The organism is Phycisphaerae bacterium (assembly GCA_035384605.1).
GTDB lineage: Bacteria > Planctomycetota > Phycisphaerae > UBA1845 > PWPN01 > JAUCQB01.
Genome location: DAOOIV010000009.1, coordinates 62,058 through 83,452 on the forward strand (window position 1 = coordinate 62,058; position 21,395 = coordinate 83,452).

Here is a 21,395-nt window from a genome sequence, read left to right on the forward strand (position 1 = left end):
CAATCTCTGCGGCAATCTAGCCGGAATCGCCCTGGCAAGCCAGCCGGCACCTTTATGGGACGCGCCGTACTTGAGGCAACGATCATTCTGACCGATGAAGGCCCCGAGGAACCAAGTGCGCGCCGGTCTCCGACCCGGACTGTCGGTGCGTGCAGCCGCCTGTAGCAAGAACGGGCCTTGGTTGTTCACGTGGCGCTTCGGGCATGAACCGGGAACTGGGGCGACGACAGACACGCCCGCTACCCCGGCAAGGACAATCTGCGGCCGGCAGGTGATCGAGATCGGCTCGATCGCATGAACTGTCTTGCCTGTCGCAGTAACGCAGTCAGTCCAAACGCGGGCCTTGAAAGGACGGGTACCTTGTCACACAGCAACAAGACGAAGGTCGTTGCGACCGTCGGACCGGCCTGCAGAGACCAAGCCACGCTGCGCGCCTTGATCGACGAGGGGGTCGACGTCTTCCGTGTCAATCTGTCGCATGGCAATTTGGAAGAGCACACCCAGACCGTCGCCGCCATTCGACGCGCTGCAGTGCAAAGCGGTGATGTGGTTGCGATCATGGGAGACCTCTGCGGCCCGAAGATTCGCGTGGGGCAGATTGCCGACGGAAGCTTCGACATTGCCGTTCGAGAGCTTCTTGCGATCGAGCCGGGCAGTTTTCCATGCACGCCCGGACGAATCTGTACAAGCTATGATCAATTGTGCGACGATGTCCAGTGCGGCGAGCGGGTTCTGATCGACGACGGCCAGATTCGGCTCCGGGCGGTGGCGAAACAAGGCGCGAAGCTGATCTGCGAATGCGAGGTCGGGGGGACCATTCGCACCCACAAGGGTGTCAACCTGCCGGATAGCCGACTCTCGCTTCCTGCCCTCACTCAGAAGGATCGAACGGACATCCAATGGGCGGCTCAGCAGGATCTTGACTACCTTGCCCTGTCGTTCGTTCGCTCCCCGAAGGACCTGGAGGAACTTCGAGCCGAGCTTACGAGGCACGAGAGCAACGCCCACGTCGTGTCAAAGATCGAGCGCCCCGAGGCGATCGAGCATCTTGACGAAATCATCAGCCTGTCGGATGCGTTGCTTGTTGCCCGAGGCGACCTGGGCGTCGAGATGGACGTCTCGAGGGTGCCATTGCTTCAGAAACAGATCACGCAGCGGTGTGCTCGTGCGGGCAAACCTGTCATTGTGGCCACGCAGATGCTCCAGAGCATGGTTGAATCACCCGTTCCCACGCGGGCCGAGGTGAGTGACGTCGCCAATGCCATCCTGGATGGCGCGGACGCGGTCATGCTTTCGGCGGAGACGTCGGTCGGCGGTTATCCGCTTGAGGCCGTTCGCGTGATTCGCAGCATCGCCGACCAGACCGAGGCGTATCTCGCCGGCCAGGCAGGAGACTCCGTCCCCCGTGTGGATCCCGAGGAGTTGCAGTTCGTATCCGCGGTGGTCCACGGGGCAAGCGTCCTCGCTCGCGAGTTAAACGTCCATGCGCTGGCCGTGTGGACCGACACGGGCACGACGGTTCGACTTCTGAGCAAACGCCGCATCCCGCAGATGATCGTCGGCCTCAGTCCTGATGCTCGCGTCTGTCGGCGCATGTCGCTTTATTACGGTGTTCGGCCTGCGCGTCTTGACCATCAGACACGACAGAAAGACATGATCAGGGACGTCGATGCCGTGCTGATCGATCGCGAGTTGGCGAAGACAAACGATATGATCATGATCGTCGCGGGCACCCATCTCCGCGAACCCGGCAGCACCAACGCAATGCTCATTCACCTGGTCGGGGCGTGTGATGCTTGTTCGCCGTCGGCGACTCGAGAAGCGGTCCGTGTGCCCGTAATGACAAGCTGAGCATCTGGAATGCCCGCCGGCCGGCGCTTCGGAGCGTCGGCCCGAGAGAGTTCGGCAGATACGGTTATCGGACAAACGAGAGCCGACCGGTCAACCAGGGAGACAGGCGGTCCAATAACAGGACAACGAGGAGCTATGTTCTCTGCAAGCAATGGAGCATTTCGAGCAACGCAGGCCACGATGAACTGGCCGAAGCATAAGAGCGAATCGTATATTTCAATGGCGCCGCATAGCCGTGTCCATCGCCGCAGGGGCGATCGCGTGACGTGCCGCCGGCGCGTGACGATCGCAGCAAGGAGATATCGGCTAGAACCAGCATAGTAATCCGTAGAGGGGTGTACCATGGACAGCAAGCCACAAACACTGACGGCCACCGTGGAAGGACGCTTCGGCATTGAGCGTACCGTCGTTCTGGTCCGCCAGCCCGACGGCCATTACGTCGAGGCGAATGAGACCCGGGAACTGCCGACCGACAGCGTAGAGGGAGGATCGTGCGGGAACCAACAGGCCCGATCGAGCAAGCCATCTGAACAGCCAAATGAGCACGATACCCACCAGAGACTTACCGCCAAGGTACAGGGCCAATTTGGAGAAGACCACGAAGTTGTTCTTGTTCGGCAGCCTGACGGCAAGTACAGGGAGCTGGCCGATCCGGCTCAAGCCCTGGTTCTCTGAGGCGGACCGCCCTTGGGGGTACCGCAACCCAAGCGCACTGCGAGCTGGAAACATGCGCGCAAGCCGCGCAGACGTCCGGCCGTAAGGTCTTGAACCGGGCTGTTGAGTCAATCATAGTGCCCATGACGGGCGGAGCCCGATCTACCTTGGCCGGGCGAGGTGTTTGTGAAGGAAGGCAAAGGTGCCCACCGCGTGAATCTCGTGCCGGCCGTCGAAGTACTCGATTTCCGTGAGGTCAGGGAGGCCCAACTTCGCGTAAAGCCGCCGGACCTTGGCATATTCGTATGAGACCCACTCGTCCATGCCAACGGGGTCGTCATGCCCTCGCTCAACCATGAAGGGCCGAGGGGCGATCAGGCCGGCCAGCTCGCCGTAGTTGAACGTGTTGCCCATGTCGAACTCATAGATCTCGTACTCGTACGTAAACATGTAGCTGTTGACGAGGTCGACCGAAGTGGTCTTGACGATCCACTCGTTGAAATCACCCGAGCAGATGCTCAGGCAGTATTCGGGCAACAGCGCCGGTACCCGCATGGCCGTCTTGCCGCCATAAGAGAGGCCATAGAAGGCGATGCGCTTCGGATCGACGAACGGTTGCTGTCCCAGCCAGAGGAGAATCTGCCGGTGCTGCGCGGTGATGAACGAGAACAGGGAAAGCTTAAGGGGGTTGGCCTTGCGTTGCAGAAGACGAAAGGCGTCTCCGCCGATGTAGGGGTTCTGCGGGGCGAAGACGATGTAACCGCGGTCGGCCAAGTCAGCGCCGAAGGCTTTGTAGGGCGATTTGATGGTCCGATCAACAACCTTGTTCGGCCGACCCTCCAGGCCGTGCTGGCACACGACAACCGGCCTTCGCTCGCCGGGCCGAATGTCCTTAGGAAGTAACAGTATTCCATATGCGAATACGTCGGGATAAACGTCCAGAACAACTTCATAGCCCGCCCACTTGTCGTTGTCGATGATCCGGCGGGAGCGAGGGTTGATGCTGTCGCCGGGCGCGGGGCATCGGCCAATGACCTCGTCCCACAAGTAGCGGCGATAGTACTCGCACGATTTCTGCCACTTCTCGAGCGAGGAGGCGTCGGCCTTCGACCAGAACTGACGGCGGCGCTCGCCGGATTCGCGGACGAGTCTCTGCGTAAAACCGACCAGTTGGCCAAACTGGCGAGCCTGGCGGGCATCAACATCGGCGTCTGCCCACTGCGAAGGGACAGGAGAAGGGCCGGCGGGCCTGAGGGGGCCTTGCCGCCCCACCAATGCAGCCAGAAAGGCCTGGAGGGCCGGTTCGGTACCCGGGCCAGCACGAGGGTCATCGGGGAAGACGAGCCTTATCTTGCCGGCCGCTTTGAGCTGCTCGTACACACCTTGGGCGCGATTGAACTCGTGTAGAACCGCCTCTCGCGGCGGGGTGACCAGTCTGCCGGACGAGGCTTGGCTGTGCCCATAGGGATCGGGTGGGGGACTGCCCACTTCGGGACCTCGGCCGGCCTCGATGACCAACGGCCGGGGAGCGACAAGGCTTGCGATCTCGGCATCGCCGAACTCGCGGAGCAGGTTCCACACGTTGCGATAGACCGGTTCAGCCCACACCTGCGCGCGAGATTGGAAGTAGCCGCTGACGCAGGCGGCATCGATTCGCCGGTCGATCGCCGCGGCATATAACGCGAGCAACCCGCCTTCGCCATAGCCGAAGACGCCGATGGGCAGCTTTCTGCCGGCCGCACCGCTGTGGAAGCAGTCCACGGCCGCGAGGACCTTCTGGACCTCGTATCCGATGATGTGCCGACCCATCTGGTAGGCCATCCGGTAGATGAACTCGCGATGGGGAATATTGGTCATGCGGATTGAAGGATTGCCCGACAGCCGACTGCCTCGATCGACAAGCGTGGGGACAAGCACCAGGCACCCATTTTCGGCCAAGCGCCGGGCATACTGGCAAGCGGGATCAACGCCCGGGGCAAGGCCTACGAGCATCTCGGGCGTCCAGTCGGCATCCGGCAAGGCGATGACGCGGGCAACCGGATTGCCTTTCGGTTGCAGGAGGAGGCCTTCGGCATCGACGCCGTCGAACACCGGCCAGCGTGCGCGGTCAATCGTGTAGTCTGCACTCCCACCCGCGCCGGATGGCTGAGTGGTCGTCGCGATCAATTGGAGGCCCGCGGGCTCCCGCCGAGGATCCACGACGCCGACGATTCTGGCGAACTCGGCTCGGTTCGGCTCGACCGACTTGAGGTAGGCCTCGGTCGAGCCAAAATCGCGATGCCAATACCGCTCGCGGTCGGCAACGGATGCTTCAGTCTGCCTCAGCAAATGCTTGTCGATGCCAGCAACCATCTTCATCGCCAGGTCGCCGGTTTCAACCAGCGGCGAAGCGTTCGGCAAGCGGCCCTCGTCCGCGTGAGCAGTGCCAACGGCTTCGACCGCCAGCAGAAGGCCGATTCCAATGCACGATATCGCTCCCCACTTGCGGGAGTTGCTGCGGTTCCCAAGAGCATGCATTCAAGGCCACTCCACCGGTCAGACCGTCTCCGGCACCACGTAGGGTTCGCGATACGTTCGTTTCAGATAGCCGTTCGCCTCCTCATCGTTGGTGAACTTCTCCTGCTTGCCGTCCCATTTCAGCCTGCGGCCGTCGCATCGATATGAAATGTTGCCGATCTGGCAAAGAATCGTGGAGAGATGACCTTCCTCGATGTCGGCATTCGGCCGCTTGCGAGATCGGATGCACTCGAAGAAGTTGTCCAGATGAGCGTAGTGCGGATGACGGTCGTTGGACTGGCTGATGATCTTCTCGGACTCGTCGAAGACCTGCCAGCCGCCACCGTGGCGCTCGAAGAACATGAGGCCCTTCTCGCCGTAGACCTCAATGCGCATCCCGTCGAAGGGCCAGTTGGGGTACGCATCGGTGTCCCGCGTGTTCCATTCCATCTTTTTCATGTACGGGGCCCAGAGGATGTTCTCGAAGACCATCGTCAGATTGTCGAAATCCCATGTGACCACTTGCGTATCGGGCGTCTCCTGGTCGTCGTTGAAGGAGAACCGGCCGCCGGTACCGCTGACGGCCGCAGGCGAATCCTGGCCGGCCAGCCAGCGAGCGATGTCGATCTGGTGGACGCCGTCGTTGATGATGTCGCCACCGGAGTAATCCCAGAACCAGTGCCAGGAATAGTGGAAGCGGTTGGGGTTGAAGTCCCGCTTGGGCGCCGGTCCGAGCCATTGGTCGTAATCCACGCCCGGCGGGGTTGGGGCGTCGGCCTTGTGCCCGATGCTCTCCCGCATCTTCATGTTCAAAACGTGGATGAGGTGCACCTTGCCGAGATTGCCGGAACGGATGTACTCCACGGCCTCACGTGTGTATCGACCGCTGCGCGTCTGGGTGCCGAGCTGGACGACACGGCCATACTTCCGGGCGGCCTCGACCATCTTGCGGCCTTCCCAGACGCTGTGGGATGCGGGCTTTTCGACATAGACATCCTTGCCGGCCTGGCAGGCATGGATCGTCGGCAGCGCGTGCCAGTGATCGGGCGTGCAGACGAACAAGGCGTGGACATTCTTGTCATCGAGAATCTCGCGGTAGTCCTTCACCGCCTTGGGGGCCTTGCCGGTAAGCTTTTCTGCCTGCTTGATCCCAGCAGCCAGACGACCCGCGTCGGGGTCGCACATATACGCGAAATCGAGGTTCTTGCGGGCGGCCATCTCCTTAACCAGGAAGTTGCCGCGTCCCCCGCAGCCCATGAAGCCGATGACGATCCTGTCGTCGGCCCCGGCGGCCCGTAATGGTGCCGGACGGGCCAACGAAGCCGCGGCGACCCCCGCGGCTGCGACGACCGAACGGTTCAGGAATTCCCTCCGACTCACGGGACTCCGTTTCATTTGTATCACTCCTCTCCATCACCTGGATGGTTTCAGCCCGGCTGATCTCAGATTGAATCGTTGCCTGCCTAGGCACTTCAGGGACGCATTGGCGTGCGAACCGTCGGTAGAATCCGCCGGATCTCAACCTCATCGGCCGCTGACCAAGCCGCCTCTACTTTGCCGGCCTTTGAGCAGCGCGCTCAGCGGGAGAGATGCGCAGCACAAAGGCATGTTCGCATGGCTTTGTCGCCGGAAGCCTGACGGCAAGTCCCTCGGCGGTCCGTTCCCAGACAACCGGATCCCTGCAACCCAGCAGCTTGACGTCACTGATCTCGCCGCGGTATAGCGATGAGTCCCTGGCCAGACAGCGTATGATGACTCTGTCACCCTCCGGCCAGGCCAGCACCGTAGCGTAGAGCACGTCGCCTTTGGTGGTGAAACGAATGTCCAGCCCGGTGAACGCACTTCGCTTGGTGTCGTTCATGGAACCTTCAATGATTTTCGTCGGACCTTCGCCGTAAACCTTCCACGGACGCGTGCCGTAAACTGCCTCGCCGTTGATCTCCAACCACCGGCCGATCTCAAGCAATATCTTCTCCTCGGCCTCGGGGATCGTGCCGTCGGGCTTCGGCCCGATGTTGAGCAGCAGGGCCCCGTTCTTGCTGACGATGTCGACCAGATCGTCGATCAGAGAGTCAACCGTCTTATAGTCCTGTCTGCTGACATATCCCCACGAGTTCCTGGAGATCGAGGTATCCGTTTGCCAGAAGAAAGGCCTGATCTCAGCCAGTTGGCCGCGTTCGACGTCAAGCACGGCCGCCTTGTCGGGAAAGGCTTTGAACTTGTAGTTGATCACAACGCCTTTTTGCCATTCGGCATCCTTGTTGTAGTAGTACGCCGCAAACTCCCGCAGATATGGTTCGAACTCCGGCTCCTGGATCCACCAGTCGAACCAGACCAGTTGCGGCTGATACTTGTCGACCAGCTCGCGCGTGCGAGCCAGCCAGTCGTCGAGGAAGGCCTTGTCCGGCCGGCTGGTCTTTTCGGGCTGGGCCGGGCCGTACAGGCCGGCGAACGTGGGGTCCTTCACGTCGGAATCGAATCTCATGCCGCCGTCAAAGAACCACCAGTGTTCGGCACGATGGCTGGACAGTCCGAAGACCATGCCCTCTTTCCTAACCGCCTCTGCCAGTTCACCAATAATGTCTCGTTTAGGCCCGATCTTGGCGGCACACCACGGCGACAGGCTACAGTCGTACATGGCAAAGCCGTCGTGATGCTCAGCCACAGGAACAACGTATTTGGCGCCGGCCTTTCGGAAGAGCTCGGCCCAGCGAGCCGGTTCGAACTTCTCCGCCTTGAACAAGGGGATAAAATCCTTGTAGCCGAACTGCGAGTGGGGGCCATATGTGGCCAGGTGGTGCTTGAACTCAGGCGAGTCCTGCAGGTACATGTTGCGGGGATACCACTCGTTGCCGAAAGCGGGCACGGAGTAGACGCCCCAGTGAATGAAAATGCCGAACTTGCCGTCCAGATACCACTGCGGAACCTGGTAGCGTTCGAGCGACTCCCAGGTGGGTTCAAATCGGGCGGCCGTTTGAGGGCTCGGCGCCGAACCAGCCGGCGTCTCACTCGCTGCAAGAGGCCCCAGGAAGACCGCAACCAGCGGAATCAGCACAGACATGATTCTGTCTCGCCTCCGAATGTAGGACTTCAACGCGCGCCCACACAGGTTCTGAAACAATGACAGCTTATCGATTCGGCGGCATTTGGCAAGGACTTGTCAACGGTTATGTTGCTTTTTTGTAGACGAACATGAAATGGGTCTTCACGATCGGGGCTTGCGGGTAGGAGGCGCTCAGCCGTGTCAGAACACCCTTTTTCTTATTCGCCTTGCAGGCGTCTTCGAGCCGCTCGGCCTTGAACACCCCGGAACGAGCACGGATCTCCAACATGCTTTCGTCGCCGACCACATGGGCCACCGGACCGTTCACCTTGACGTCGTGCCAGGTTACGAAAGCCTCTTCAACCTCCATGCCGTCGCCGTCGAAGCGCAACTCATCCGTGATGGTCACCCGGCCATCAGGATCGATCTTGAACGTGCGCTGAAAGCTCTTGAGTTGAGCGATGCCGTAGGCCTCGTGCATGTCGATTCTGGCGGTCCCATCCGAGCTCACTTCCAGCGTCCTGCGGTACTGCCCGCCGGGTTTCTGCTGCATCCCACCGATCCGCGGTACGCTGTGACCGTAAGACGAGGCAAAGACGTTTTCGTAGCGCCGGCGTCCGAAGTAGGCGGCATTGTAGAGGCCCGCGCCCGGGTCGCAGAGAAACGTCGTTTCGCCGATACGGAGCACAAAACTGCCCACGTCGTTGTGGTTGTGCTGTTCGGCATTGTTGCCGGCCTTGGCGACGAGAATCACCGACCGGTCACCGGCCTTTCCCACGCATCGGGCGACGCCGGCTTTGGGTAACACCACGTTCTCGAAAAGGGGCTCCCGTCTTGGCTGATCGCCGTGCCAGATCAGATTGCACAACACCCAACCCAGGCGGCCTTCGTGTGCCTTATCGCTTGCCTGGGCGAGCAATGCGGGGCGTCCGGTTCTGTCCGCCAGCCTGGCCGCAATGAAGGGAAGCACACTGGCGTTCTCAGAGCTGTCCGAGAACGAGGCGAAAGCATGCCGTCCGATCGCAACGGCCGTGGGGTATCCCGCGATCCTTGCGATCTTCTCGCCTGCCAGAAGGTCGATCGCCCCGCCGGTGCGGGCCCGGAGCATCTCGGCGAAGATCACAAAGTGCGCCAGGCCATAGTTCCAGTATCCAATGCCCTCGGTGCTGGCCCCGTCTTCCTCAAAGGCCCGATCGACAAAGCGATTGAGCTGATCCACCACCAAGGCCAATCCGCGGGCCTGTCGCTCGGGATCCGGCTCCAAAATGAGAAGAACCTGTCCGATCGAGCCGGCACAGACACCCGTCCAGTTGTTAGCTCCGTTGTCCCACCAGAACTTCGCGCCGTGGTCAAGATATGGTTCGATCACACGCCTCTTCACCTCTTCCCGAAGCCGTGTTCGGATCTCATCCGGGAGTCTGGGACCGACCAGTAGCTCGGTAAACGCGAGGGTGGCGGCCGTCTCCGCGGCCATCAGGTCGATCTCGCCGACGGACTCGTGTGCGGGGATGACCCAGTTGGTCTCTTCGCAGATGTTCCACACGAGATCGTTGACAAAGTCTACCGAAGCAAGATCGCCCTGAAGCCACGCGGCCAGAACCGCCTTGGCCAACAACGCCCGCTTCTCGAAATAGGGCTTCTGGTAGGGCTCCCGGTCGCCGGATTTCCTGAATTCCCGATACTGCGTGTAGGTTGTAACGGGAATCTCCGCCGAACCGGACTTGGCCGCCTCCAGAATCGCTTCGGCGATCGATGTCCTGCCGAGATCAAGAGGACAAGCCTTCGACAACCCAGGGAGAACCTCGGCGGCATCGGCCGGCACACGGCCAAGGAGGCCGCTCATTGTTTCCACGGCCTGAGTCGTTGGCACATTCTGGCCGAGTGACCAGGAAGGCACGAAAAGGATCCAGGTGCTGATCGCAGCTATCGACATGGTGCAGGTCTTCTTCATGAATTCCGGCATCCTCTCCGTCCGTCGCCCCCCCATTTCTCAATCTCCGACTCTGAATTCCTCGGCATTGCGTCACGCAACGCTGACGCCTGTGGCCGTGCGATGTCATCGATGGTCGCGTGCATAATCAGGCAGCGAGGCGGGCCGTAAGAGTCCTTTCCGTTATGAGCGCTGTTCACTGCGGTATAGAACAGGTGATACCGGCCGCCGCGCCGCACGAGGCCGCTTGGGGCATAGATGCCATAGCTGTCCGGCTGAGTCTGGTCGCCACGGGGAATCCAGGCCTTGCGAGCCGGGCGATCCCAGCGCACGCCGTCCTCGGAATAGCACCACTCAAGGTCCATGGTCTGGGCTTGACAACGGTAGTGTCCGAGCATTCCGATTCGTCCCTTGGGCGTGTGGGTCACGCTGAGATAATAAAACTGCTGATCCGGCGGGTCTTTGGCATCGCGGTCGATCACCCGCCGCCGCTTCTCGAAATGAAGACCGTCGTCGGACACATACCGATCGACCAAGCGGATAAGCCCTGGAGCATTGTCGTGCGGCATGTAGGCCGGGTCATCCTTGGGAACCTGGATCAGGGCGACGGAGTACATTTCGAAGGTGCCGTCAGGCAATTGGTAGATGTTGGTCGCATCGTTGGAGAGCAGATGCGAGGGGGCCAACGGCTCGTCGGCTGGTCGGTCCCTGCTCGGCTCCTTGTGCAGCATCACGCCGTCAGGCGAGGCCACGCCCCAGGCGGCCCGGTCGTGGAAGTGGTAAAGCACCGGCCGAAGCGGATCGATGACGCGGTAGCGATGCCCGTCTTCACTGTCGGCCGCGAGATAGCGGAGAATACCCGGCCCGTGGGCCCAGAAGTAGATCCGATGTTTGCCGTTCTTGAGCGGGATGTGAACCACCTGCACGGGGCGCCACTTCTCCGGCAGCGGTCCCAGCGTGAACGCTCCATCGCCGGGCTCGCCGGTTGAACACTGCACCGGGTATTTCTTCATCTCCTGTCCCGGCACACCCTCGGCGTAGGCAATGGTGTATTTCACAGTCTCATGCGTGCCCACCGCCGAGTACCAGATTCGCCATCGGTCCCCATCGAGCGGTTCGGAGGGCGAGGTGAAGCTTTGAATGCCATTCTGCTCCCACGGTTCGGTGGCATCCAGCACGATGCCGTGTTTGTGCCACCCGTTCAGATTCGCGGGAGCGGAGGCAACCGGCTCGGCAGTCCGTGCCTGGCGCACGCCAGTCGCGGCCAACGTGCCTGCAAGGGCGCCCAGACCCCGTTTGAGTATCGTCCTGCGGTCGATATCGCGGGCCATGATCAACCTCCTCGCCTGGTGAGTTATTTGTGCCGGCCACAGCATCAGCTTTGCACAGATACGTCGGAAGATCAAGCAACACAGCCCGACGCTGTGCCCATTTTCCCTGGCAGCCCCGCCCGTGGGTCGATACCATGGCCTGTGTGGTCCCGTAGGATCCCGGGCCGCCGCATTGGGAGACCTCGATCATGACAAGGACACCCGTCTTTTGGGGCTTTCTGTCAGTCTCCATGTCGGCGATGACGGTCGCCATCGCCAATCCAGTCAGCGACGAAGAAACAACACCCGGCAAGTACCTGGAAGCGGTGCAGACCTTCGCGGACAACGTCCTTCGCCATGGCAAGGACGTGTATGGTTCCAAGCACACGCCCTTGTTCGCCGACGGGCTCAACATCGATACCCATGAGCCGGTGATCTGGAAGTTGCCCAAGGAGCAGGCCGAAAAATGGAGGATGCCGACGGAGTGGACGCTGTCGAATTTGGCCAGCCAACAGAACCTGTTTCGAGTGTTCGTGGCCCTGACGGACCTGACGGGAGACCAGAAGTACAAGCGGGCGGCTGTCGGCGCCACTCGATATGCGCTGGATCATCTCCGCCACGAGAACGGCTTGCTTTTCTGGGGCGGCCACGCGGCGTGGGACCTGGCGACCGACCAGCCGGTGGGCGAAGGCCGCACCAACGGCATCGCCGGCAAGCACGAATTGAAGAGCAGTTACCCCTTCTACGAGTTGATGTGGGAGATTGACAAGCAGGCCACGCGCGAGTTCATCGAGAGCTTCTGGGCCAGCCACATCCTGCGATGGGACATTCTGGACATGAACAGGCACGGAGCCTATTTGCCGATCCCGGACAAGATGTGGGAACAGGGGTACGTCGGCGGGCCGGTGCCCTTTGCGGGCCAGGGGCTGACTTTCTTTCTCACCGGGAGCGATCTCTTCTGTGCCGCCGCCCTGCTGTATGTGCTTGACGGGGGGGACCAGCGGCCGCTGGTCTGGGCCAAGCGGATGGCTCAACGCTACGCAGATGTTCGGCATCCGGTCACCGGCCTTGGCGCGGACAACTACAGCATCATTGAGCCCGATCGCATGACGCGGCAGTTTGGGCCGGAGTTCGGCGACCGCTTCACCGAGGCCACGGTTACAAGCCTGTACGGGAACCGGTATAACCGGTCCGCGATCTGCCAGTTGAAGCTCTCCGAGCGGCTGGGACCGGCGGGCGAGGAATTCAAACGATGGGCGGTTGAGGACCTCGCGGCTTACGCCAAGCACGCCTACGACGCGGGCGACAACAGCTTCTGGGCAACACTCATCGACGGCACGAAGCTGACCCCGGCCGACCGGAAACGGGACGGCTATGTCGAAGTTCGCTGGTTAGAGAAGCGGCCTGCGGACGGCCTGCACTTCTGGGCCTATGCCCTGGCCTACAAACTGAGCCGCGAGCCACTGATGTGGCAGACGGCCAGGAGCATTGGCAGGGGCATCGGTCTTGGCGATATCGGGGCAACGCCTGACACAAGGCCGGGCCCTGTTCGGCAAGCCAGTTGCACGGATGTTCATGCCATCTTCGGTCTCCTGGAGCTGTGTGCGGTCACCGGGCGAGACGAGTACCTCGCCCTGGCGAGCAAGGTCGGAGACAACGTCTTGGCCAAGGAGTTCCACAAGGGCTTCTTTGTCGCCGACCGAGATCATGTCTTCTGTAGTTTCGACACGGTGACGCCGCTGGCTCTTTTGTATCTGCATGTTGCCGGACATAAGTCCCCGGTACGGCTGCCCCTGTACGTGGCCGGCAGAGGCTACTTTCACTGCCCATATGAGGGGGCTGGACGGACTTATGATCACCGGGTGATTTACACGATGGTTCGAACCTCGCAGCCGCAATGAGCCGGGCAAGCCAGAAGATGCCGGCTCGCGACGTGCCGACGAGGGCGTCGTCGGCACCACAGATCCTCGGGCAGCAAGAAAACAGGCGAGGCTCCCCTTGCGGGAGGAGCCTCGCCCTTTGGTCGCTGCCGGAACTCTTGAGATCACGGTCAGGCCCTGGTGAGGCCAAGACCGTTGGCACAAGAACGCAGCCGGGGGCCTTGGATTGTCAGACCCGGCTGCTTACGGCGCAACCGAGTCGAAAGTTGCCGGTCGCAGCTTGGCATCGTTCTCCGGAGTGTTCGGGAGGCTCTCACGATACCCGACGTAGAAGTTGCCAACCAAGCCCGTCGCCGTGGTGAAATCGAACGTCTGGGCGTCGAATTCCGCATGGACGGCGCCCGTCGTCGCGTTATAGCTCAGCTTGAGCCGATGCCAGCCGGAGGGCTGGCCGGCCAGATTGATGGTTGCATACACCTTCCAATCCGCAGGCGTCGCCGACCCCGGAGGCCCGCTGCTATCGCCGCCAGGACCGAAGTCGCACAGGCTCAGGCTCATCAGATAATTGACGTTGTTGGTATCGGTCTCCTTCTGGTAGACCCAGCCGACGCCTGTGTTGCCATTGGCCGTAACCACATCGCCGCCGAAACCGGGATTGCTGTCGGGGTTCGGGAAGCTGTAGAGGTAGTCGGTGGTGCCCACAATACCGTAGGTGGTGCTTTCACCGCCCGTCACGCCAACTCCATAGGGATTGGTGTCCAGGTAGACCCACATGTCATAGCCGGCTCCTCCCTGGAAGACGTTGTCCGAGGCAACCATGTTCCCGCCGGGCAGGTCTGCCACGATAATCGCATTGCCGCCCTGCGGCGATGCCGGGATTACGTTGGTGTTAATGGTATTGGGATTTGCCGTCGTGTCGACCGCCGGGTCGATGACGGTGGCGTTCCTGAACGAACCAAGCAGCCCAGGCACCGTCGTGTTCGGCGTGAGGGCGTCGACGTTGGGCACAGTGTAGGCCGTCATGACGGAACCTATGGGTGGATCGAAGCCGCCCGTCAGGTTATTGGCCCCCGGCGTTCTTGGTCGCAGGCCGAAATCATAGCCGTTGTTGTTGGTATCCCAACCGTCCAAGTATCGGGCCAACGACTGGAAGGCAAACGCGGTGGTCCCAAACGAACCCCAAACCCCGCCTTCCGGCGAAGGCACGGAGGGCCCACCCGCCAGATAGCGCTCGTAAATCACGGTGTCCTTTACGGTTTGATTGCGGTCGAGCAGCTCGATCGCCGTCTCGTCGTTCCCCCAGATATCGGTCGTGGAAATGATCAGATCGGTATTGGGGAAGAAATTGCCCGAGCCGATGACGTAGTAGTCGCCCGGGGCGAGCCAAGTCGGTCCGCCGCCTGTGGTGGGGATGATGATGTTGCTGCCGGTCGAGGCTCGGAGCAACCAGCCGGCGATATTAGCGGGCTCGGTGCCCCGGTTGTACAACTCCACAAACTCATCGTCATCCGTATCCGCGCCGCCCGTTGCGGTGAACATGTCATACGAGATCTCATTGATAACCACGTCGCCGGTGGGGAACGGGGCGCAATCCTTGGCGGCAACCACCCCGGGCCCGCTGGCGCAATCCTCGAACTTGCTGTGATCGTCGGCGTCGACATCCAGGTCGCCGTCCCAGTCGAAGCAACGGCACATTTGCGGGTCAAAAAGGTTTGTGGTGTTGCCGGTGTAGCAGAGCTGGAAGGCGGCGAAGTCCACGTGATCCACGTCGCCGTCTTCATCCGAGTCAGCGAAAGGCACGGGGCACGGCGGCACGCAGTTGGGATCATTGTCGCAGTCGGAGTCGTCGCAATCCGTCAGGCCGTCGCAGTCGTCGTCCAGCCCGTTGCCGCAGACCTCGGAAGCCGCCCCTACGATGATTGTACAAGGAGCGCCGGTAATGTCGGTGCTGCGTTCGGTCGTTCCACAGTCGTCGGTGACTGCACAGGAATACAAACCACTGTGAACGCCACAGCTGGCGTTTATGATCCAGTAATAGCTGTTGGTGGCTCCGTCGATCGGGATACCGTCCTTCTTCCACTGGAAAGACGCGTTGCCGACCACCCCGGTGATATCACAGAGCAACTTGTGGTTGGCACCAGGCGGTATTGTCCCACCGTATCCAACATGCGTGATCGTCGGACCGACCCGAACCGTCAGAGTTGCGATTGCGCTGTACACAGGATCGGCCGGCGCAGGATTGCACTCATCCCGCACGGCACAGCGGAATCTCGCGCCGCTTTCAGTGCTTGGCACGTTGGTCAGCGACAGCGTATCGGAAGTCTCGCCATCAATGTCCACCCACTCGACCGGGCTGCCCGCCGCATCCTTCTGCCACTGGTAGCTGATCGCACCCTTGCCCTCCACACCAACGCTAAAGCTCACATTGGTATTCTGGCAAATCATCTGGCTCGCCGGGTGCTGGATGAAGAAAATGCCCACTTTCAGGATGGCTGGGTCGCTAATAACGACCCCCGTGTCCGGTCCAACCTGATCGCAGACCACGACGGTCATTACTGAGCCCGCGTATGAGGCCGGGACGTTGCTCATTGTCAGATTGGCGGTGGTAGCCCCGGAAATGATGACACCATCTGCCTGGGTACCGTCGGTCAGGGCCACGCCGTCCTTTTTCCACTGGTAAGCCAGCTCGGCCGGGTTAGAGCCAGTGGCCACTACGCTGAGACTAGCGGTCCCGTTCGGACAGAAGATCACATCGTCAGGCTGACTGGTGATGCTTGGGCCACCGGTGTCAGATTTCGCCAACGAGACGGCAACCGTGGTGTAGTCCATCGAATTCGGACCGTCCGGCGGGGACCAAGCTCTTAACCACTCGGTCACGTTGTCGACCGTGTAGATGTTGCCCGCGGCATCGAATGCGATGTCGCGCATGCGACTGCCCGCATCGAAGCCACCAACATAGCTACCATCGGCCGTGTTGAAGATATGTACCCAACCGTCATAGTAGTTGCCGTAAGCTACCCAGCCCCGTTTCTCGTAGATATCGAGGCAATACGCGCCGTTATATGGTGACACCATCGGTGTCTTCCAGAAAGCGGTGTTGATCGGCGGCGTGCCATCCAGGAACTTGGCGATAGCCTCCGCCTGCGTGGGGTCATACCGATACTGTGTCCCGTACCAGTCGCCGTTGCTGTCCCTGACATAATCATAGGGATAAAACGAATAGTAGGTCGGGCCGATGTACTGCACGCCCGTGTCGCCCGGCGTAACCGTCGGGTTGGCACCCAAGGTATACTGTATCAGGCCTTTCCTGGCCGTGTCATTGTAATTGACGTTAGCCAAGTAGATCTTGCGGTTGCCCGCCGCCTGGGTGCCTTCAACGACAACGGCACCCACCCATTGGTTGGCGGTTCGGTTGCTGGCGTCGATCAACTGGACCGCCGATGACAGATCCGGAGCAACATCGAAGACCAGGTCGTTGGACAAATCGGTGACATACACCCGATCATCGGTGCCGATGGCGCTCTTCCACGGGCCGGAGGCCCCGCCCCAAGTCACGCCTGCGGTGCCCGAGTTGATTTCGGTCATATCGGCCTTGAGCCTGTAGACCCCCTCGGGATTGTTTCGTCCGTATGCGGTCTCCCCCGACGTCGCATTCGAGACGTACACACTCCCATAATGCGGGCTGCCCGGATTCCGGTTCACCGATACGCCGACGGGTACATAGAACGACGTTGATGTCTGGTCGACGCTGATCTGGGTCCACACGGTGTATCCGAAGTCTGCGGCGGTGATCTTCACGGTATAGCTGCCGTTGGGGGCACGGGTACCGTCGTCCTTGCGGCCGTCCCAATCGAACACATGTGTGCCCTTCTTCTGGCGGGCGATACTGACGGTCCGGACGGCAGTCAAGGTATTATCCAGCACCTCGATCTTGACGCCCGGGTTCACCCCATCGCCATCGGCGTTTTCATTGAGAACATACGTAACCTTGAGGGTTCCGCATGTGTCGTTCAACGCGGAGGCGTCGACCGTCACGCCCGATGGATAAACATTGGCGTATACAACCCCGGCGCACAGCCAGAGCAGAACCGCCGCCACACTCAAGTTCAGCCTGAATTGAGGCCCTGTCATGATTTGGCTCCTTTCCTTAGGGATAACATACCTACCGAACAATCTGCTCGGAATCCACGACGCCGTACAACTCACAGAGCAAGCAGCATGATAGATGTGAGTCTTGCTTGGCGCTTCTTTCATGGGCCGCTGATTGGCGACCCCTGGATCATTCCTCCGCCCGTGGATCAATAATTCCCCAACACAAACGCCTTCAGATTCTTGCCCGATGTGGGCTGGCCGAATTCGGTGAACAACTCGTCGGCCCAAGTCCTGGCCGGATACATCCGGCTCTCGACGTGATAGTCCAAGAAACCGATATTCGTGCGGCCCAGTGCCCTCGGGTCGTCCAGAGCCCTGGCCGGGCTGTGACGCGTCGTGATACGATCATACTGGGTATTAAAATTGCCCTCGGGGTATCCGTTGTTGATGTTATCGTACGGATGCTCCTCGAACAGGTACATAACCTGCGAAGGGGCAAAGACGACGCGCTCTCCGAACTTGAACGACCGGTAGCGAACCCCCCCTGGCAAAGGCGCGTTGCTGACCGCCTCGACATAAACGAAGCTTCCCAGCTCCTCGAGCGTCTTGCAGCCGATGTAGGCGTTCATCGAGTAGCTGAGTCGTCCGTTGCCTCCGCCGCCCTGGGGAGTCTCATCGGCGGTTCCGGGTTTGTCGGCGGCACACAAGTAGATCTCGACGTTCTTTGTATAGCGAAATATGGTGCCGATCTGGGGCACCTGCCGAAGGAATTTCGGGTCCGTGTAGTAAGGCTTGGTGTAATAACCGCTGACGCCCCTTGCTCCCTCCCATGTCATGCCTTTAAGACGCCCGTCCGGTCCGAGGTTTGTTTCCGGGTCCGGCAGCGGCCAAATCCCTCGCAGATAGAAGCTGCTCTGACTCGCCGGCAAGACCTTGTGGTCCGCCTGGTAGAACATGTGCCCCAACATGACCTGGCGCATGTTGGACTTGCAGATGGTGTTTCGCGTGTATTCGCGAGCCTTGCTGAGAGAAGGCAACAATATGGCAATCAGCAGGGCGATGATCGCCACGACGACCAGGATTTCGATCAGAGTGAAGGCCCGGATTATGCGGGGTTGTTGAAGATGGATCCGCAGGTGAGCAGGTCTTTTCATTGCCGTGGCTCACAGTGACAGGGGCGTTCGGCCGCGCGGCGCGCTTGGCGCGGTACCCACACTTGACAATTCCCATTATAACCAGCCGCCCGGGAAAGACAATAGGCCCATCCCGGGCGTCCGGGAAACTACTGAACAGACGCTCCAACCCGGGGGGTCCTCCTGCGGGGCCCCCGCCGGGTTGGCGTCTTAATCCTTGGGCATGCCAAGCATTGCCCGTCTCAGTTGCGTCAGGCAATCCGTCGCCGACGCAGGCAGGCCAGCCCGCCCAGGGCCAGCAGAACGACCGCCGCAGGCTCGGGAATCAGGACAAAAGAGCCGTCAGAGCCGGTAATGGCCATCCAGTCGCCGCCGGGCGAGTAAATCCGCAACGTTTCGCTGCTGCTGCTCACGACGTACAGATTGCCGGCCGCGTCAAAGTCCAAATCGCGAATCGTGGCACCCGAGTGCGCGATCGTATCAACCAGCGCGACGTTGGACGGATCGCTGATGTCCAAGATGTAGATCTTGCTGTTGTTCGTGCCGACGGCGATCAGGTCGTTGAGATTGTCGATCGCCAATATCCCATAACCCCGATCGAGGGCGACCGTGCTGGGCCCCGACTTCCAAGACGGAGAGCTCGCCCCGTCCGCCCAGTGTAAGAGCGTAGGCACCGCGTCACTGTCGGTGTAGCGGTACTGGCAGATCCACCAACTCCCATCCGAGTCACGGACAAAATCCATGTTGGAATTCTGGATGTGGTTGGGGATGTCCTGGGTCTGCTCAACGGGTGTCCCGCTATAGCCGGTTTGCGTGCCGATGTCATACCGCAGGATGCTGCCCATGCCGCTGCCGGCATTGAAGTCCTCATCCAGCGTGTACAGCACTGTATTTGCTCCCGTTCCCTCAATGTACACCGACGCTACGCTACCGTGCACGCCGGCAACCAAGCCGGTTGACGTCCGGCCGACGTTGGTCAGGATCTCATCGAAATTCGACTGGGGATTGGCGTTGCATCGCCACACGCCGGAGTTCAGATCCGACCAGTCCGCAATATACACACTGTCATCCGGGGCCACGGTGATCTTCCACGGGCTGTTCGATCCGCCGGTAGTCCAATTGATGCCGCCCGCAAAAGCGGTGTCACCCTGGCCCAGAACGTCGCCCTGATCAGCGGTCATCACGTAGATGCCGTCGGTCGTGGTACGCCCGCCGGCAGCCACGGCCCCACCGAGCCCCTCGCTGACATAGATTCTTCCGAAATTCGAGCTGGCCGCGTTCTTGTTAACAGAGACACCCCTGGGCGAGTAATACTTGCTCTGGGTCAAGTTGTCGTCGCTGATCTGCGTCCAGCCGACAGCGGCGGACTTGCTGACCTTGATCTGGTAGCTTGATCCCAGCGTGGCATCGAATGTATAGGTGCCCTTGTTGAGCGTTCCCATGTTCACAACTGTGGCGCCGCCGTCGTAGACAATCTTGACGTTGGCGCCGTCCTCATTCAGGACAAAAGTCGAGCTTGCCCCGTTCTGAACGACGCCCGAGGCGTAGGGGACGGCCATCGCCGCGGAAACCAATCCCAGAACGGCGACCATAGACAGAACAACCAAAGATTTGCTTTGCATGATCGATCTCCTCCAAAAGACCCTGTGACAGGCTCCACTGGACAACCGTTCGACCGCTGAGCTGTCGTTCCAGCGGCTCGCCCGGTTTCGGCCAGAAAGGCAACCCTCTCAACAACCGAAATGTTTCTGCACCCGGGGAACCTTCAGGGAAGAGCGGAACAGTGGTGCTTTTCCTCTCCCCGATTCCGGTATACCCCACGCTGACTAGGCTACCAGGGAAACCGGCGCATGGCAAGGAAAATCTTGAGGAAAGCCGTCGCCGGCCGGGCCCTGGCAAGGCGGTATTCGGCGGTGCTTCAGTATCACTGATTCTTCTGCAGCAAGGGCTGTCTTTGATGAACGATTGAACGATCGGGCCTTTGCGTTGCCCCAGCGGGCTGATTGCGATAAACTAAAGGGGTTGATAACCAGTCCAGTGCGGCCGGTCACGGGCATGGCCGTCGGCGGTATAGAAAGGACCATTCAGGTCGAGAAACGCCTCGAGTGTAACTGGAAGGGCTCACCTCATGCAGTGCAAAAAGCGGCTTCATGCGTTTACCCTGATCGAAATCCTGGTTGTCGTGGCCATTATCGCCCTGCTGATCGCCATCCTGCTGCCGTCGCTGCAAAGAGCGCGGGAGCAGGCCAAGATCGCCATGTGCCTGGCCAATCTGCGGTCGCTCGGTGTTGCGGCGACTTCATATCTGACCGCCGAAAAAGACCAGTTCTGCTGGGCGAAGGCGGGCCGATATCCGGCCTCGAATTTCTACGGAGGCAAGCGGGGAAACGGAGATGGAGAGGAGAGTTATCTTTCAGGCTACTATTGGGGCGGGAGCCTCAATTTCGAGACAAGGTTCCGCCCGCTGAACCGGTACGTATACGGAAGGGTGGTGAACGACGTGACCGAGCTGCGCGTGTTCGAATGCCCTTCAGATTACGGAGTGCGAAGCCGCTATGCCGCCCTGCAACCGCCCTCCAAGAAAAACGCTTACGAGGTCACGGGCACGAGTTATCAGGCAAATGTGATCTGGTACACCTACCTCCTGGATGTTGAAAACCTGAGAGGTAACGCGGATGAGCTGAGCCGTCGGGTCGGGTCGCTGGAAAAAAGCATCATGAGGCACTTCCGGAGATTTGGCGCGAGCCGGGCCATCCTGCTTCAGGAAGACCCTTGTGATGTATCGACGGGCGGCGTTCTGACGGGTAGCTGGCCCCGCGACGTCAAGATGCTCGGTTGGCACCGGCAGTTTGATCGCCACAACCTGCTTTTCCTGGACGGTCATGCGGCCTACACGTATGTCAACGCCAAGATGAACCTCGATCACCGTGCGGGCTCGACGATGTTCGTGGAGTGTTCGCCGAGCCAGTTGAAGAACTGTGTTCACGGCACAAGCGACTGGATCTC

Annotated in this window: 12 protein-coding genes; 4 read left to right on the top strand and 8 right to left on the bottom strand. The window is 60.5% G+C overall.

The window, feature by feature from the left end:
• The first annotated feature begins 360 nt into the window (after positions 1 to 360).
• Together pyk and PLL20_04310 are read left to right on the top strand one after the other, a co-directional pair.
• A complete protein-coding gene (gene pyk, locus PLL20_04305) occupies positions 361 to 1,851 on the top strand; it encodes a pyruvate kinase (protein HPD29193.1) in 1,491 nt (496 codons plus the stop codon).
• Positions 1,852 to 2,193: 342 nt separating this feature from the next.
• Positions 2,194 to 2,526 (top strand): hypothetical protein, encoded by a 333-nt coding sequence (locus PLL20_04310; protein ID HPD29194.1) that lies wholly within the window; start codon positions 2,194 to 2,196, stop codon positions 2,524 to 2,526.
• Positions 2,527 to 2,667: 141 nt separating this feature from the next.
• Here the strand turns inward: PLL20_04310 and PLL20_04315 are convergent, their stop codons facing one another.
• The 5 genes from PLL20_04315 to PLL20_04335 form a co-directional block, all read right to left on the bottom strand.
• On the bottom strand, positions 2,668 to 5,022 hold the full coding sequence (locus PLL20_04315; protein HPD29195.1) for a dienelactone hydrolase family protein: 2,355 nt from the start codon (positions 5,020 to 5,022) through the stop codon (positions 2,668 to 2,670).
• A gap of 18 nt (positions 5,023 to 5,040) precedes the next feature.
• On the bottom strand, positions 5,041 to 6,396 hold the full coding sequence (locus PLL20_04320) for a Gfo/Idh/MocA family oxidoreductase (protein HPD29196.1): 1,356 nt from the start codon (positions 6,394 to 6,396) through the stop codon (positions 5,041 to 5,043).
• Between the two features lie 154 nt (positions 6,397 to 6,550).
• Positions 6,551 to 8,062 (bottom strand): alpha-L-fucosidase, encoded by a 1,512-nt coding sequence (locus PLL20_04325; protein ID HPD29197.1) that lies wholly within the window; start codon positions 8,060 to 8,062, stop codon positions 6,551 to 6,553.
• A gap of 106 nt (positions 8,063 to 8,168) precedes the next feature.
• Positions 8,169 to 9,995, bottom strand: a complete 1,827-nt coding sequence (locus PLL20_04330; protein HPD29198.1) for a heparinase II/III family protein — start codon at positions 9,993 to 9,995, stop codon at positions 8,169 to 8,171.
• Positions 9,992 to 11,305, bottom strand: a complete 1,314-nt coding sequence (locus PLL20_04335; GenBank protein ID HPD29199.1) for a hypothetical protein — start codon at positions 11,303 to 11,305, stop codon at positions 9,992 to 9,994. Before PLL20_04335 ends, PLL20_04330 begins: the two co-directional genes overlap by 4 nt.
• 188 nt (positions 11,306 to 11,493) lie before the next feature.
• On the opposite strand from PLL20_04335, the gene PLL20_04340 reads away from it, so the two are divergent.
• Positions 11,494 to 13,185, top strand: coding sequence for a hypothetical protein (locus PLL20_04340; GenBank protein HPD29200.1), 1,692 nt, complete (start codon positions 11,494 to 11,496; stop codon positions 13,183 to 13,185).
• A 222-nt stretch (positions 13,186 to 13,407) separates the two neighbouring features.
• On the opposite strand, the gene PLL20_04345 is transcribed toward PLL20_04340, so the two are convergent.
• The 3 genes from PLL20_04345 to PLL20_04355 all read right to left on the bottom strand — a co-directional run bounded on the left by PLL20_04345 (position 13,408) and on the right by PLL20_04355 (position 20,011).
• Complete coding sequence (locus PLL20_04345) at positions 13,408 to 17,295, bottom strand: lamin tail domain-containing protein (protein ID HPD29201.1); 3,888 nt, start codon at positions 17,293 to 17,295, stop codon at positions 13,408 to 13,410.
• Positions 17,296 to 17,462: 167 nt separating this feature from the next.
• Positions 17,463 to 18,410, bottom strand: coding sequence for a prepilin-type N-terminal cleavage/methylation domain-containing protein (locus PLL20_04350; GenBank protein ID HPD29202.1), 948 nt, complete (start codon positions 18,408 to 18,410; stop codon positions 17,463 to 17,465).
• A 230-nt stretch (positions 18,411 to 18,640) separates the two neighbouring features.
• Positions 18,641 to 20,011, bottom strand: coding sequence for a PEP-CTERM sorting domain-containing protein (locus tag PLL20_04355; GenBank protein ID HPD29203.1), 1,371 nt, complete (start codon positions 20,009 to 20,011; stop codon positions 18,641 to 18,643).
• A gap of 506 nt (positions 20,012 to 20,517) precedes the next feature.
• Between PLL20_04355 and PLL20_04360 the strand changes: the two genes are divergently transcribed.
• The coding region (locus tag PLL20_04360) for a prepilin-type N-terminal cleavage/methylation domain-containing protein (GenBank protein HPD29204.1) at positions 20,518 to 21,395 on the top strand (878 nt) is incomplete at its 3' end.